Below are 17,792 nucleotides of genomic sequence, written 5' to 3' on the forward strand. Positions count from 1 at the left end.
TTTGATAGAAGCAATGGCTTTCTTACGCTCATCGTCTGTCATTGGCGTTTTATCAAAGTTTTTCCTTTCGTTCTTAGTGGCTTCTATCCTTTCATTCGTCACCGCTATATCAGTAATCTGCTTACCTAACTCGCCCACTAACTGCGTTTTCTCTATCCGCTTTTGCTCTTTCTCTTTATCAAAAATCGTATTGAGTTTTTCATGAGCATTGTCTGTATCTCGGCTTAATTCGCTGACATCTTGTTTCTGATTGTCTTTATCGCGAATAACAATGTTACCCTCCGATACCGCAGCATGCGTGGTATTGCTGTCTTTCCCTTTGTTATTCACATTGGTCAGCAGTGAACCCGCTGCATTCCCCATTAACTGGTCTTCAAATGGTGTGCCTCCTGTACTGAAACCACCACTTTGGCTATCCACCTTGTACTCCGCTTTGTTTTTAATATCACCAAAGCCCAGAGTACCTGTATCCAATGTGTTTTTATCCGCCTCTGCCGTACTGCTTATGACCGCACCATCAAGTTGTGTATGCTCACCCACCGTAATATCAAAACCGCCTTTGCCTGCATTGATACCCGTTTGCTTATCTACCGATTGATAATCGCTGTGCATTTCGGTTTTATTGGCATTCACGGAAGCTGTGGTATTCAACCTTGACCCAATACTGCCAGATACACTGCCACTTTGTTGCTTCGAGTCATATTTGTCCGTCGCTTGTTGGCTAGATAGGGTCAAATCCCCACCCACATTGGCTTTAACGCTTTCACCGCTCACTTGCGCACCGGTTAGCGTGGTGTCTTTGCCACTGTTCAGCGTCAGTTGTTTACCCGCATTAACCTCTGTATCGGTATAGAACTGGCTATTGCCTTTCTCAAAACCATTGCCTTTATTCACGCTCGCATTAACATTCCAACCGCCCGTACTAATACCTGCACCGATTGAACTGCCTTTACTTTCGTTCTTACCATTCACGGTTTGAGTGTTGGTGGCACTGGTCAGGTTAATATCATTTTTCGCAGTTAAGGTTATGTTTTTACCTGCATCCACTTGGCTGCCTTGTACCGTCAGGTTGCCTTGGCTACCCTCTTTTTTACCTGTGGCTGTAAGGTTGACATTGTCCCCAGCACTTAAGCTGCTACCTGATGCGGTATTTTGCTGTGTTTTCGTGGTGGTTTTTGAAGAACTACTGCCATAAGACACATTGACGCCAAAGGCATCTGCCACACTACCACCTTCTTTCAGTCCAGCCAACTCACCGGCTTGCTGAGCTTGTACACCCTGTAAGCCCGCTTTCATTCCTTTAAGTGCAGCTAACTGACCATCATCTTCTTGTTTCGCTGATTTTGCAGTCTGCGCCATACCATCTAACAGGCTACCCGTTGTACCGCCTAACGATACCGTCAACCCACTGGATTTACTTTCCACCGTGGTGATATCCGTACGGCTATTTTCAGCCGCGGTGATACTCACATCACTGCCCGTTACATTGATATCTTTCGCCGCAATCACATCACTGCCGTGAATATTTGCACTGCCACCAGCGGTTAAGTTTACATCTCCCGCCGTACTGCCAATCACACTGCCTTTTTTCTGGTTGCTATCGGTTTCGGTAGTCACTTTTTGTGAAGTTGAACCAACCGTGAAACCTAAACCGCCACTGCTCATTAACCCTGATTTTTTGGTTTTCGACACATGAGTTTCATGCAGTGCTTCGTCAGAAGTGGTTACATTCAATTGATTGCCAGCATTGACGGTAACATCGTTAGTTCCGAGTATATTACTCCCCTCGATATTCACGTCATTCCCTGCCGTCATTTTCACACTATCGCCACTGAATGTACTACTGATGGCTGTGCGCTCATTCACCTCATCATGGGTTTCTTTGGTGGTACTTGATAAGAAGCCTTTATCCTTGTGTTTGGTGTGTTTCGCATAATCACTTGTTTCAATACCGGAAGTAATATTGATGTCACGCCCAATATTGATCGCTAACTCCCCACCGCTACTCACGTTTGCTGCACGGGCAGACAGGTCTTGCCCCGCAGATAAGGTTAAATCCCCTTGAGTTTGGATTTGTGTGCCAACCTCTGTGCTGTTAGCGCCACGATAGTAATTGCTTGAATTATGGGTGTAATCAAATGCCGAGCTAACATCGCGAGTTTCTAAACTAATATCACGCCCTGCAATTATCGATGTTTTGCCATCAACCCCTAAGTTGCCGATATCTGTCGCGATTAGGTTTATATCTTGCACCGCTTTTAAGGTAAGCTGACCATTATCACCCGTGACATAGATACTGGCAGGACGATCGAGCCATTGTGATTTGCCATCCCCACGCTGCGCCGTTTCACTGAGAATATCGCGCCCCGCTGATAACGAAACATTGTCTAAACCACGGATTTCCCCACCAACATTTTTAATATCTTTTAGGGCATCAAGCTGTATGTCTTTGCCTTGAATGCGGCCGCTATTTTCGATATTTTCAGCACGTAAGTCCGTCAATTCACGGCTACTAATTTCGCCGCTATTAAGGATATTGCCAGTCATATTCGCAGAAACATTGCGCCCCGCCAGTAATGCTCCATTGCCGTTTAGATCCCCTTGGCGAGCACGAACGTACACCTGCGGGACACTCACTAGTTCAACACGTCCATCCGGCAACGTGACTTCCTTATTCACCATCCACACAATATCTGTGGTTAAATTCGCCATCTGTTCTGGCGTTAAGGCGATACCCGGTGTCAGGTTAAATTGGTTACCGAATGCCACACCATTGGTTAACAGTGCACGATACTGTTCCTCGTCACTACTGTAGTTACCCAGTAAACGCTGCCCAGTAGTTTCAATCAGTTGGTCACGCACTAAACGCTGCTCATAGTAACCATCACCTAACCGCTTATGCAGCTGTTCATTCGTGACAATATCAATACTCGACAACCATTTTTTATAGTTAGTGAAGCGTGGGTCTGTTTCAATCAGGAATTGGCTATCACTGTTAGGTGTTAGATTAAATAGACTGTTGTCGGGTAATTGGGTATTTGGTCCAACGGTTCTGATCACTGTATCGAGGTTATCTTTACCTTGAGAGCCAGTCTCTGCTGTGATGTTCTCCCCTTTACCAGCGTCATTTTGCCCTTGAATGTCAGTGCCGTTACCCACATTGGCATTTTCGACTTGCAATGATGAGTCAACTGATTTGTCATCTTTGACATCCACTTTGGCTGAAATCGACGGTAATTGCGTCACTTCCATTTGTTGACCTGGTAACAAGTCTAATGGCGTATTTTTACCCTCTTTTAGCGTTTGTTCAGTGATAGCTGAACCTTGGTTATCTTGTAGGCTTGCAGCAGAAACCCCCTCCGCTTGCCCGTCAAGTTTATTCACTTTCACTGAATCGAGCTGAGTTTTATTGATACCACCCGCATTTTCGGTGACTTCTAATAAATGTAATGCTAAATCTTCTTCGCTATTAACCCCTTGGTATTTTGACGTGCTAGTACGCGTTTTCCATTTTTTACCGCCTTTATAGCGATAAATCGTGTTTCCATCCTCAAAAATACGACGAACACCTTGCGCTTCTTCGTTGTTTAGTTCATAGCCTGTTAAGATCAGGTTTTGCCCTGCCACAACACGTGAATTTTCATTGTTCAGTTGCTGCCCATCAATCGTCAAATGCTTACCACTGGTGATCAGTGCTGCATCGCGTTTGATAACTTGTGTTTCATAAATAATACGGTCGTAATCATATTCATAAAAATATTTTGTCCAGTTTCCGTATTCAAACATCCGCCAGCGATTGGATTTTTCATAATGAATACCCACTTCTTTATTGAGCGTGCCATCTTCATTAATCGCATAACGAGTTTGATTACCATTTCTTGGTTGCAACTTATAACGGTTACCATTACCCGCATCATACCAATCAAAGTGCTCACGACTGACCTCCACTGCATCGTCAGTTAGTTGCAAATGGATATCTTTGTTTTCAAGTAAATCAGTTTTCAGTGTGAGGTTGCCTGACGCTTCAATATTTGCACTGTGGTTTTTCACACTTTTGGCATGACCAGTGGCTTGTAGTTGGTCATTTAATTGCTTACCGATAACTAAATCACCGTCACTGTAAATCAAACCATGGTCACGGTTTAATAGCTCAGAAACCGCAAGGTTAACCTCTTTACGCCCTGCAATAACGGCCGCTTTATCCCCTTGCTTATCATTCAAGAGGGAATTGACCGCTATTGCTAGGAAATCTCCGTAAATACGCCCTGTGCCTAGATTATCTAAAGAATTCGCAATAATGTGAGTTAATACACCGTCTATAAGCCCAGTATTAAGCACCTGACCGCTGGCTTTAATTCGGGTATTTTGCCCACTGATCTCACCGGAAAGTTGGTTGATAACGGCCGTAGTGGTTAACGCCAGTTCGCCAAGGCTAGAAAATAACCCTTTATTGGTAAAGCCTTGTGCAAAATTCGCGGTTAAGTTCTCGCCAGCTTGAATGCGCCCTGTATTTTCAAATAACTGGTTAAGTGTCAGTGATAATGCTTTTTGTGCAATCACCTTGCCTTCGCCCGTTAATTGGTCCGCAGAAATAGCGGCTGAGCCATTACTAACCATCACCCCTTGTTGGTTCGATAATACTAAGGCTTTACCTTGGGCATTATCAGTTACATTCAACTGAGTTCCCGCTGAGAGCATCCCTTGAATATTATTCAAGCTTTGTGCCACATTCGCTTCAATGGCTTGCCCTGCACGGAGTGCACCGCTTTGGTTATCTAATGTCGTGGTTTTCAGGGTGATATTCTGCCCTTCCAAACCTTTACCTGTTTTAGCTGTATTTTTGTTATCAATAGATTGAGCTGAAATATCGAGGTTTTCATTAGCCTTGATCCAGCCTTGTTGGTTTTCAATTTGCTGTTTTACTGCCAATTCAACATTATTGAGGCCTTGAATAACACCACTCGCATTATTGAGCTGTTGCGTATTCACGTTCAGGTTTTGACCAGACAAAAGCTGCCCTTGCTGGTTTTCAATCCGTTGATGAATATCCAGCGTTGCATTTCCCTGTGACTGAACAACCCCTTGAGTATTATCGAGGTTCTTTCCTGTCACGTTTAACGCCGATTGGCTCAGTAATAACCCTTTTTGATTATCAATCTGCTCAGCATTCACGGTAAGTCCAAGTTTTCCTTGAACAGTACCTTGGGTATTAGTTAAATCCCCTGTATTCAGTTCGAGCTTGCCATTACTCGCTAATGTGCCCTGTTGGTTTAATAACACCTGTTGCTGGGTATTGATATCCATTGACTGACCCGCAAAAATTTGGCCATTCTGGTTTTCAATACCTGTGGTGGTGAGCGATGCCGCTTCCGAACTTTGAATTTGTCCTTGCTGGTTAAGAAGCTTGCCACTGTCAATGGATAAGCCTCCACCACTTAATATGCCACCATTTTTTTGCGTGTGGCTATTATTCACCACTTCACCATGGGAATTCAGAGTCAGCTGATGGCCTGCTTGCAGTCGGCCTTGTTGATTATCCAGCGCTCCCGTATTCGCCGTTAAATCATTGGCGGCAAGAATTTCACCTTCGCTATTATCAACACGCTTTTTCTGGCTATTGAGTGAAATTTGACTAGCTTGAATTTTCCCTTGGCGGTTAATTAACTCTCCAATGGTTAATGCTAAATTTTGGCTAGCAAAAATCCCCTGTTCATCTGTTTTAGCTAGGTTAGTTAAACGCTGTCCTTGGGTATCAATATTAATGGATTGCCCTTTGATCACCCCTTCGCTGTTATCCAATTGTTGGATATTCATTGTCAGCTCGGACTGACTTCCCACCAAACCTTGCTGGTTATTAACCCCTTGGCTGTTCAATGTCAGTGCATTTTTTGCCACAATACGGCCCTGCTCATTATTGAGCTTACCGGTAGTTAGGGTTAAACCCCCTTGCGCATAAATCCCTTTGTCATCACCGCTTTGGGTATTAATCAGTTGCTCACCATGGGTATCAATCAGCATCTCACTGCCTGATTGAATTGAGCCTTGCTGGTTGTCTAGTTGGCCGCTATTTAATACCAGTGTTTGCTGAGCTAACAGTGAGCCCTGTGTATTATCAAACCGCTGGTTATGGGTATTAATATTGATAGCATTGGCTTGTAAGTAGCCCAACTGGTTTTGCAGCGCCTGATTGCGCATCTGTAAAAGGCGTTCTGCGGCAATTAACCCAGCTTGGTTATTGATATTATTAGTAATGTTCAGTTTTGCATTACCATGACGAGCAACCAGCTTACCTTCTCGGTTATCAACGCTATCTGCGCTAATATTCAGGTTATTTTCACCAACAATAGCCCCATGTTGGTTCAATAACTCACTCAGCAAATTAATAGTGAGCTCACCGTTCTTCGCGGTAATAATTTGCCCATCGTTGTTATTCAAAGAATCAGCTTGTAGAGTAAAATTACCGTTACTCCCTATTTCACCCGCTTGATTGTTCAAATAACCTTGTAACGTAATTTCCCCTGCTGTATCGCCAGTTTGCAATAATTTCCCACCTTGGTGGTCAAGGGTATTTGCCGTTATTAAGATTTGTTCAGCCTGAGTGATAGCCTGATTCAGTGAAACAGCACCCGTTTGAATATTCAACGTATTTGCGGCCAGTATTTCGCCTTTATCGCCATCCAGTGACTGGCTGTTTAATGTCACATTCCCCATACTGGCGATCACTTTTCCCGTACGGTTGATCAACGATTGGGCTTCCATAAACACGCCTTGTCGGCCTGTTAGCGTTCCACCTGTGTTATCCAGAGCATGCTGAATTTGTAAGTCTAACTTACCCATTTTTGCGCTGAATATGTGACCTTGTTGATTATCAAGGGTATTGGCTTTGATCAGCCAAGAACCATTACCACTGATATCCCCTGTGTTATTATCAAGATGTTGGGATAGGTTAATAGTACCTTGCTGCTCACCCAGTTGGGTCATCGTCCCTTGTTGATGCGTTAAATTATTCGCTGTCAATTGGATGTGTTGTGCTTGCGTAGTCGCTGCACTTAGGTCAATGTCTTTACCATTAAGTGATAAGTCACCTTGTGCAACCATCTCCCCACGTTGGCCTTGCAGGTTTTCAGTCGAAACCGACATATTGCCTTGTTTACTAATCACTTTCCCATCGGTATTCGTGAACGAGAGCGTGTTGAGCATAAAATTTTGCTCGGCAAACAATGTCCCTTGGGTGTTATCTATGCCCTGCTTTGCATTTAAGATCAAAGCCCCTACTTTTGATGCCACTACCACACCTTGCTGGTTAGAAAGCTTAGCCACATCCAAGCTTAATGTGCCTTGGCTACTAATATTTCCTGATTGGTTATCAAGGTGTTGAGCTAGTTTAATTTCCCCTTTTTCACTACCTGTTTGTAGCATTTGTCCACGTTGATGGGAAAGGCTTTGCCCATCAATTTGGATATTATCGGCTTGTGTCACTGCATCATTGAGGTTCAGGTTATCTCCTGTTAAGGCGAGTTTACCTTTCGAAAGGATTTCCCCTTTCTCACCATCCAGTTGTTTTAACGCCAGATGATTATCACCAAAACTGGCAATAACTTTGCCCGATTGGTTAATTAAATGCTCTACTGCGAGCTGAACCCCCTGATTACCTAATAATATTCCTTGCGTATTATTCAGCGCCTGTTGAATACTCAGTGTCAATTGCCCCTGTTTGGCGGCAATGATTTTCCCCTCTTGGTTATTCAACTCGTTTGCCACAATATCAACTTGACCATTACTGGAGATTTCCCCTTTCTGGTTATCAAATTGATTTTGAATATGCAGCTTGGTTTTTCCTTCCCCTGTTTGCAATAAGGTTGCGCTCTGATGGATGAAGTTATTGGCTAAAATAGAAATTTGATCCGCTTGGGTTAAACCTTGGTTTAAGTTGATATCAGCGCTTTCGATGCCTAATGTGTTTTTCGCAAAAATAGTGCCTTGTGCACCGTCTAAACTATTTGCTGTCAATAAAGCTGCACCCGATAAACTGCTGATTTTACCTTGTTGGTTAATCAGTTTATCCGCTTTGATCATCAAATACTTATCGGTTTGGACAACACCACGGGTGTTATCAAACACCTTTGCAGACGTAACATCTAAGCGATGGTTCGCCCCCGTTAGTAATTTACCGTCTGTATTGTCGACTTTTTCTGCCTGTAAGCGTAAATCACCTTTGGATGTGATACTTCCTTGGTAATTATCAAGCTCATTAGTCACATTAAGCCCCATGGCTTTACTCCCCGTCTGCAACATATTGCCTTGACGGTGAGATAATGTATTCGCTTGTAACGTGATTTGCTCTGCTTGGGTGGTGGCGTTATTTAAATTCACTGATTGTGCGGTTAAATTCAATGCACCATTGGTGAGGATCTCCCCTTTTTGCCCATCTAGTGAATCCGCTTTGATAGTTAGCCCTTGCTTACCAGAGGCTAACAACGTGCCTTGCTGGTTGTTCAGGCTTTGGCTTTGAATATCCATTTTGCCATCACGGCTTAATAACTGACCCGATTGGTTATTCAGCTGTTGCGTGATAACGGAAGTCTCTCCCGCTAGATTGACCTCACCTTGTTGATTACCTAATACCTTAGTGTGTAAGGTATTTTTTGAATTTCCTTTTTGAACGAGCTTACCCTGTTGGTTGTCGATAAACTCGGGAGCAGATAAGGTGAGTTGATGAGCAACAATCTCCCCTTTTTGGTTATCAATGCCGCGTTTAGCAGTCAATGTCGCGTTGTTCGTTGCCAGTAAATGCGCTTCTTGGGTGCGAATATCCGTTGCGGTAGACGTCAGCGCGATATTTTTGGCTTGGGTATTGGAATGGGATAGATCTACCCCGCTGCCTGTTACTGTTAATGAGTCTTTAGCAACAATATCCCCTTGTAATGCTATTTCTTTCTCGCCTTTAACCGTTAATGAACCCGCTGATGTAAGCTTACCTTTACTATCGACCCCCGCGGCTAATAATGCGGTACGGTCACTATTGATTTGCTCAGCACTTAGCGTTGCATCGCGCCCTGCGACGATTTGGCCTTTATCGGTGTTGGTTATTACCTGTTTCGCCTTAAGTTGGATATCATTTTGCGCCAGTACGGTGCCTGTGTTATTGATAGCTTTCTGGCTATTTATTGCAATATTGTGACTGGCGGTGATCACCCCAGAGTTACCCACTTTACCATCAGCAGAAAGTGTAATATCCCCGGCTTCTGCACCAATATGCCCTGCATTTCGTACCCCAACACCATGTTCTGTACCACGCATTTTGATGGTATTGGCATACATCCCCCCTAATGCAGCCACATCTAGAGCAAATTCAGGCTTATCATCAGTAGAGGAGTTATCCGTTTTAAGAATGGTTTTCCCATCCGCCGCAACAGTATTTTTTCCTGTCGTAATCGCTAAATCTTTCGCATGTAATTTGGCATTAATATTCACTGAGCGAGCGATCAACGCTGTGTAGTTAGTCCCATTGCCGTTATAGCCTTTACCGACAATATTGATACTGCCTTTATCAACGTCAAAGCCCTTAATTTTGCCATTTTCAATCAATGTTTTACCGGCAGAAAGTAACGCCTTGTCCGCATTAATAAAACCACAACCATTACAGGTGATCCCTGCTGGGTTGGCGATGATCACATCGGCTTTTTTCCCTGCAACTTCAATAAAGCCATTGAGCTGGCTAGGGTCGCGGCTATTCACCTCATTAAGGATGATCTTAGCTTCCCCTTTGGCGAGCCAATCATTGCCTTGGATCATGCCACCGAGTTGCGTATTGACGTTGGTACTACTGTTGTTGAGGATCGCCCCTTTATGATCAACATCGAATTGGCTGTATTGGTTACGAGATACACCATCGCGATTTGGCGCTTGAATGTTGACTTGTGGCAAACCATTTTGTGTATTCACGACAGTGGGTTGCTGGTTACCCGGCGCTTTACTATCCGCAACAATCGTTGACGAAGAAGCGCTAAAGCTCACCATTCCCAATGTTAGCCATAGGGAAGTGACAATCGGCTTGATTGACCAACGTACGCGATTATTTGCGGTTTTCTCAACACGGTTTTCACTTGAACAGGCAGGGCCCGCACGATGACTGCGCGTAATATCCGCCACCACCATCACCATTTGGCGGGCAGTATTAAAAATTAAGCGATAAAATAACTTGTTCATCCTGAGAGTCCTTAATAATTCCAGTTAACCGAAAACGCAAATGTAGCAGGGTCTGTTTTAAAACCATCGGGTTTAGAGAATGGGGTGCCAATTGAAAGGTCATAGCTTAAGTTGGCAGGGTTGATTGCACCACGTAGGCCAATCGCGCCGCCTGCAAGGTGTGTACCTAAATTAATGTCAGTTCCACGCCCGCTAATTTTGCCATAATCGACGCCCACATATAGCTCTTGAGCGGGGACAGGTAATGCCCATGATAATGTGTTACGTAGCGTCCAGCCTTCATCCGCACTGAGAGTACGTTCGCCATCAAACCCACGGACTGTCCAACGGTTACCAATACTGAATTGGTCTTGGGGGGTCAGCGGCCGGTCACTCCGTTGGCGTAAATATTGCGTATCAAAACGCAAGGTTTGGTCAGCTACGCTGAAAGGCACGCTCGCTGAGGCTGAAAACTGCATAATAATGGCCAGTGCCGTCGCATAATCTTGGGAGTCTTTACTGCGAAACTCTTCAAAAGCAGGCATCGCACCAAACCAACGCGTACCGTGTTGATAACTCGCCCCTAAATTAATAGTTGATTGCCCCACATATTGGCGGTGATTTAAGCCCAATTTCCATGCGGTAGTGCGGCGCTTTTGGTTTTCAATTTCGGTGTTTTGTACAAAGTTACGGGTTTCACGCAAATTCACATCATAGGTGGCGGTCGTTTTAGCCGTCGCATCACGGTACAGCACATTACTCAGTTGCAGGTTCAGGCTTTTGCTTTTACCGCGATATTCAATATCACTGTTTGCACCAGCGATGGTTTGGGTGTATTCATAATCACTTGCGGTAGTGGCAAATTGCCAATACCCAAAGGGTACCGAATAATGAGCGCTGTAGTTGGCAGTATCTTTATCGCTGGAAAAACTTAAATCCCGCGTTGCCGTAATGTAGAAAAGGTCACTAAGCGAAGTCGGGTTATCCAGTGCCAACATCACCCCTGCTTGGTTTTTACCGGTACTTTTTGAGCCGGTATTGTCCACCCACGCACCTGCATGCCAATAGCGTGACTGCTGCCGATTAATTACGATTTGGGTTTCCCCTGGGCCATCCCCCGGCACCATTTCCATTGAGGCTTGCACAGTAGGTAAACGTTGTAGATTTTCTAAACCTTGCTCGATATCACGCAAATCTAATAAATTACCTGAATGTGCTGGCATCGCGGTATACAGCGTACTGTATTGTGATGAGTCATCCGTAAATATGACTTTTTGCACTTTTCCGGGCATCACAACCAACTGGAGAACGCCAGTCGATAAATCTTGTTCGGGAACCAATACGCGACTGGTGATCCAGCCATGGCTAATTAATCTATTTTGGACATCTGTCACTAATAAATTAATGCCATCAATACCAATACAGTGACCCACTGCCTGATTCGCTAGCCTTTCAATAGGCACCCAATGGGGAAACGCCTCTTGCCCACTGACAGCAACTCGTTCAATTAAGAAACAGGGATTCTCTTGCGGAAATTTTAACCGTGTTTTTGCTATAGCCGCGGATAAATTTACATCAGGGGATTTCGCATCAAACTGTTGTTGTAAAGTTTGTTGTTGATGCGTTTGGCGATTGAATAAGTTATCGGTGTTATCCGGCTTCAATAACTGTTCTTTTGCTAAAACAGGAAAACAAAAGGTAGAAAAAAGAGTTCCGAGTAGTAAGGTACGTACATTAATCATTAGCTTTTTTTAATTATTTACATTTAAGTTAAGTCAATATACGTAACTTTACATTTTTTTGTTTAAATGACAATCCTAATGTTTATTATTTAATGTTAATTATTTAATTAAAATGTAAATACAGAATTTTCTTACAAAGATAAATTTATCAAATGGATAGCAAATACAATATCCATGATAGTTGTATTCAATATAAATTTTCGGCTTAGTTAACCCCAAGTAAATGCACTTAGAATGAAAATTTAAGTAAATTAGAATCAAATAGTTGCAAGGTACACTCAATTAGAGGGTAAAGAGAATCTAATTAATTACATTTAAAATAGTTTGTTACACTTTTTTATCAGGAAGGAGGAAAAAACTTATTCGAGTTTTTAAAACCCTCTTTTCTCCCCTCGAACTAAAAAGACGAAGGTTTCAGAGGGCTTTTTGATGAATATAGATGAGATAAACCAGTTAGCTATTACTGATATTGATTTTTAATGCCGCAGCAATCGCTAAAGGGGAAAAAGTGATACTCGCAGCGAATAAAGCCGCTAAAATAGCAAAATAGCCATCTAATGGCATTTTAAAACTATGGGCTTCCATCGTCCCTGTCGCATAAATAAGTACTGGGATATATAAAGGAAGAACTAGCAGGCTCACTAAAACACCGCCCTTCTTCAATGAAACCGTTAATGCGGCCCCAATCGCCCCAATAAAACTCAGCACTGGTGTCCCTAATAGTAACGTCCCCACAAGCACTAAAAGTGTATCAGCACTGAAAGACAGCATTAATGCGGCAATGGGAGATAACAGGATCAACGGCAGACCAGTCACTAACCAATGGGCGATAACTTTAGCGAATACGCTAATAAATAAGGGGTGTGGTGCGAGTAACAACTGTTCAAGGGAACCATCAAGATAGTCGTCTTTGAATAAGCGTTCTAATGATAAGAGTGACGATAAAATTGCAGCCACCCAAAACACCCCTACGGAGATACGCGCTAATAACTGGGGCTCAGGCCCGATACTTAGCGGAAATAATGTGATAACAATTAAGAAAAACCACAACGGGTTCATCAGTTCAGAAAAACCACGAAATGCAATTTTGAGTTCTCTATTAATTAATAACCAAAACATGATTCAACCCCACCAGTCAGTTTTAGTGACCCAAATTGCCCCGACATGGCTTGATGAGAGGTAAATAAAATGATGCCCCCCTGTTTTGCATGTTGATGAAAACGCTCTGTTAAGCGTTCCACACCAGCTACATCAATCGCAGTAAACGGCTCATCTAATACCCATAATGGTGCATCACTTAGCCATAACCTAGCTAAGTTCACTCGGCGCTGTTGCCCTGCTGACAGTTGGCTAACAGGGATATCTTCATAACCAATTAAAGAAACTTCCTCTAAAGCAGACCAAATCTGCTCTCCAGCATCCCCTTTATGATGCATTTGATGATAAAACTTTAGGTTTTCGTAAGGGGTCAATAAGGATTTAACTGCCGGTTTATGCCCTAAATAAAGTAGGTGACGGGTAAACTCCTCTTTAAGTTTATCAATCGGCTGATTATTCCAACAAATAGCCCCCTCATCAGGTTTTAATAGCCCAGCCACCATGCGTAAAAGGGTGGTTTTCCCCGCCCCATTTGGCCCTTCGACCTGTAAAATTTCACTGGGCTGCACCGTAAAATCTAGCTGGTGAAATAACACTCTATTTTGCCGATGGCAACTCACCTGTTGAGCACTTAGCATGAAGCAGAATTCCTGTTTTGATTTAGAGGTTAGCTTTTTGCAACTTTATTCAACAGCATATCACTAATCGAGTCATTGGATATTGCGTCACCGCAAAGCACTTGCATCAAAACTTCAGAGCCTAGAGTCGATAATGAAAACAGCATATCCGGCTTCAATAAACGAACTTTATCCATATTGTTTTCTTGGTTGATCAAAACCACAGTTTTAACTGGGTTATCACTCCCTGCTAACTCTTTCACGCCCAATAAAGCAAATGTACTGAGTGAATCACTGTCTGTCATAATCAGCACACACTTAGCATGCTTTACATTGGCTGCAGCGAGTAATTCACTACTCGTTGGGTCCCCAGTTACAATGTTATCTTTTTCTGGATAGTGACTTCGATGGTTTTCTTGGCAAATAACTGCAACAGGTAATTCACGTTTTTTCAGGCTTTGGTAAACATTCACAGCCATTGGGGTACTGCCAATCACCACATAATGATTTTTCATATAAGAAAACCTCTTACGCACAATTTCTTTTGTGCCTTTCGCTAATACCCCAACGATATAAACCACTGAAGTGGTAAAAATCGTGATCCCTAAAAGAATGACTGTCACTGTAAATATCCGTGCATCCACGGTGACTGGGACAATGTCGCCGAAACCGACTGTTGTCATACAAACCAAAGCAAAATAAAAAGCGGTCGTGCCATCTTTAACGACAGGTAAAAATTCATCACCAATATACAAAGTACCAAAAATTGAATAGAGCAATAATGCAATGATACAGGTAATGGCCACGAACCCTGCACTGGTTAAGCTATGGTGATGATATAGCTTCCAAAATACGCAAAGTGCCACTAACAAAGCGAGGGAGAAATAGCCTTGGTGAATATTTTCTTGCACTAATTTTAGATCAACAAATGAAATGATCCCGAGTAAAAACAACGAAAACACCCAGGCGATCCGCGCACCATTGACCATAAATAACGAAAGGAAAATCAATGAAATCCCCAATAGGAAACGCGGGATATCCAGTAATTTCATAAAGCCTAATGATTTTAACCACTGTGTTAGCCCGGATTCACGCCAATCAATGTAGTCTGTATAAGCGCTTAAAACAGGTTTTAAAATCATTGCACCATCAATAATAATCAGTAAAGAAAGTAATACCCTGATTGATAAGGATGATTTCAGAAAAGCCACAAATGAGTTGTCTAACATGAGTTGCTCTCACCCTTTATTGATAAAATTTGCAAATTTTTGATATACCATAAATATATCAAAGGATAATATCAATTCGCTAAATGCGATAACACATAATTATCCGTCATCATAGTATTTCTATAATAACCTATAAAACATCGTCTATAATTGAATGTCACCTTATTTGGCTATTTGCTAACATGAAAAAAACAAAGAAAAATTAAGAAATCCTTATTGATAGATAACATATTTTTGAACTTAATTTACACCTTTTTATCTAAACACCGATTTCCCAATTATTTTTCAATGTGACTTAACGATAATAGAAAACAAGAGTTTACAAAACTATGGTTAACACTACACGCTCTGCAAGATTTAGCTGGATCTCTTTGTTCTGGTTATTAATCTACTTTTGGTATTTTTCGTCATTATTACAGCTATATGTGCTTGTTACTGGGCAAAGCAACTCTATCGGCTTAAGGGACTCATTACTTTACAGCTCCCTTTGGCTAATCCCCGCCTTACTTTTTCCAAAAAAAATTAAGCTGGTTGCAGGGCTGATAGGTATCGTCCTGTGGCTATCTTCTGTGGTTGCTCTCGCCTATTTTGTTGTTTATGGGCACCAAATATCACAAAGTGTTATGTTTGTGATGTTTGAAACCAACACCAATGAAGCTGGGGAGTTTCTTAAACAATATTTTAGTTTCAAAGTGGTTGGTGTAATACTGGCTTATACTGTCGTTGCTATTTTTCTTTGGACACGCCTAAAACCAGTTACACTTCCAAAATCAGGGCGAATCGGTATCTCATTACTGATTTTAATTATTCTGTTTGGTATCCCTTATTATAATAAAGGAATTAAGCAAGACCGCCCAATAGCCAATGTCGCCTCTTATGTGAATAGTAAACTGGCATACGCAGCTCCATGGCAGTTTGTGAGTGGTTACTTATTATATAAGAACCAACTTGCGAATATGGAAGAGCTCATTCGCGATAATAGCAAGATCCCACCATTAGAAAACTTCGTCGATGCGAATGGTAACACTCCTCGGACATTTGTGTTGGTTATCGGTGAATCCACCAGCCGTGATAGAATGAGTTTATACGGCTACACACGCCCAACAACGCCTGAATTAGATGAGCTCGCTAGGGATTACCCAACAAATTTGTCAGTATTTAATGATGTCGTGACATCGCGTCCTTACACCATTGAAGCATTACAACAAATTCTCACCTTTGCAACTCAAACAGAACCGGAGCTATTTAATTCCCGCCCTTCCATCATGAACATGATGAAACAAGCAGGTTTTAAAACGTTCTGGATCACCAATCAGCAAACGATGACCGAGCGTAATACGTTACTTACAGCGTTCTCTCGCCAAACGGATAAACAGTATTACCTCAATAATGATATGGCACAAAGCTCGCGTATATACGATGACGTGGTCTTTGCTCCGTTTAAAGAAGCGCTCGCTGACCCTGCTGAGAAAAAATTCATTGTTGTACACCTATTAGGGACGCATATGCGCTATGAATTCCGCTATCCGGAAGAAAAAGCCATATTTAAAGGGAAAGACGATGTTGTCCCCAAAAACCTTAATGAAGATGAAGTAAACGATTATAACGCTTATGATAATGCACAACATTATAATGATTATGTTGTTTCAACATTAATTAAAGACTTTGATTCTTCAAAAGAAAATGGCTTTTTAGTCTTTTTCTCCGACCACGGTGAAGATGTCTACGATACACCGCCACACAAAATGCTAGGGCGTAGTGAAGGCAAACCAAGTAAAGTCATTTACAATGTTCCTTTCCTTGTTTGGCAGTCCCCTGAGTGGTTGAATACCCATCAATTTGATTTAAATGATAAAACAACTCGCCCATTTAGTACTATGGATTTTATCTATGCATGGTCTGACTTAGCTGGGTTAAATTATACTGGGTTTGAATCTCAAAAAAGCTTATTTAACAATGAGTTTAAACCGCAACCCCGTTATATAGGCGACCCTGAAAATAAATCATCACTGATGCTTTATGATGATTTGAAGAAATAATATGAGGGTAAGTAGATGAGGTTTGCTTCATCTACTTACTTGCTTTATGCAATAATTTTTAATTCATGGCTATTTTTACGGTTTATCTTACCATCTCGTAAAATAAAACTAACTTCTCCGCGCCAAAATTCAGCTAAGAAAATATCATCGACAGAAGCAATTCCTTGTAATTCAATTTGCTGCATTAGCCATTCTTCATCCCTTTCAATAGAATCTAACTCGCTATTTCTAACTATGCCATCTTTCATCAAGATCACCGAAGGCATATTTTTTTCATCACAAATAACCGTTAGCTGCCCATCAGGCTCTATTTGTGCATAATAAATTTCTTGAAATGAGTGAATACCTTGGGCGTGTATCCGTGAAGAAATATTAATAATGTCGATTTTATTTCCTTTTTTTAAGATATTTTCCATAATGAACTGCCCTTTTTTGATGATTGGTATGGGATTACCAATTGCAACATTACGAAAAAAATTAAACTTTTTTGTTAGAAAATTCAAAGAGCTAATAAATAAAACACCAATTATTAAAATAGTAATATACTGATAAAGAGGGATAGTATCACTATAAATGACCCCACCAATTATTCCCCCAAGCACAAAATTGCCAATAAAATCAATTGGTGTCATCTGGGAAAGCTGAGTCTTTCCTGATAAATTCATATGTGTGATAACAATAGCGAAACCAATAATAAACTTCAAAATGATAAACGAATAATAGTACGTCATATTGCTATCCCTCTATTATCTCAATTAAAAATATATTTTTATCGTTTGTAAACCGACAGCTATTCATCATTTTAGCTGGTTTGCTTACTTATATGTCTACATGACCGACTTAACCATTAAAATATTTTATTTGCCTTTCAACCAAGTC

7 protein-coding genes are annotated in these 17,792 nt (G+C 41.8%); 1 reads left to right on the top strand and 6 read right to left on the bottom strand.

The genetic code is table 11. The features are described 5' to 3' along the window. The 5 genes from ACIPUA_RS01215 to ACIPUA_RS01235 all read right to left on the bottom strand — a co-directional run. A partial coding sequence (locus ACIPUA_RS01215; protein WP_449059211.1) for a two-partner secretion domain-containing protein occupies positions 1-10,209 on the bottom strand: 10,209 nt, incomplete at its 3' end. Positions 10,210-10,220: 11 nt separating this feature from the next. Beyond that, entirely contained in the window at positions 10,221-11,930 is a 1,710-nt protein-coding gene (locus ACIPUA_RS01220; RefSeq protein ID WP_042846835.1) for a ShlB/FhaC/HecB family hemolysin secretion/activation protein, read from the bottom strand. 453 nt (positions 11,931-12,383) lie between these two features. Next, on the bottom strand, positions 12,384-13,049 hold the full coding sequence (ccmB, locus tag ACIPUA_RS01225) for a heme exporter protein CcmB (RefSeq protein WP_042846836.1): 666 nt from the start codon (positions 13,047-13,049) through the stop codon (positions 12,384-12,386). Beyond that, positions 13,034-13,666: a cytochrome c biogenesis heme-transporting ATPase CcmA gene (gene ccmA, locus ACIPUA_RS01230; protein WP_042846837.1), complete on the bottom strand. Its 633-nt coding sequence runs from the start codon at positions 13,664-13,666 to the stop codon at positions 13,034-13,036. Before ccmA ends, ccmB begins: the two co-directional genes overlap by 16 nt. 29 nt (positions 13,667-13,695) lie before the next feature. Continuing rightward, the gene (locus tag ACIPUA_RS01235; RefSeq protein ID WP_042846838.1) at positions 13,696-14,874 is read right to left on the bottom strand and encodes an ion channel; all 1,179 of its coding nucleotides are present in this window, start codon (positions 14,872-14,874) and stop codon (positions 13,696-13,698) included. Positions 14,875-15,203: 329 nt separating this feature from the next. On the opposite strand from ACIPUA_RS01235, the gene cptA reads away from it, so the two are divergent. After that, positions 15,204-16,913, top strand: a complete 1,710-nt coding sequence (cptA, locus tag ACIPUA_RS01240) for a phosphoethanolamine transferase CptA (protein WP_042846839.1) — start codon at positions 15,204-15,206, stop codon at positions 16,911-16,913. 44 nt (positions 16,914-16,957) lie between these two features. Here the strand turns inward: cptA and ACIPUA_RS01245 are convergent, their stop codons facing one another. Beyond that, positions 16,958-17,644, bottom strand: coding sequence for a DUF421 domain-containing protein (locus tag ACIPUA_RS01245; RefSeq protein WP_042846840.1), 687 nt, complete (start codon positions 17,642-17,644; stop codon positions 16,958-16,960). Between the last annotated feature and the right edge of the window lie 148 nt (positions 17,645-17,792).

Source organism: Providencia sp. AGC89, assembly GCF_053543535.1.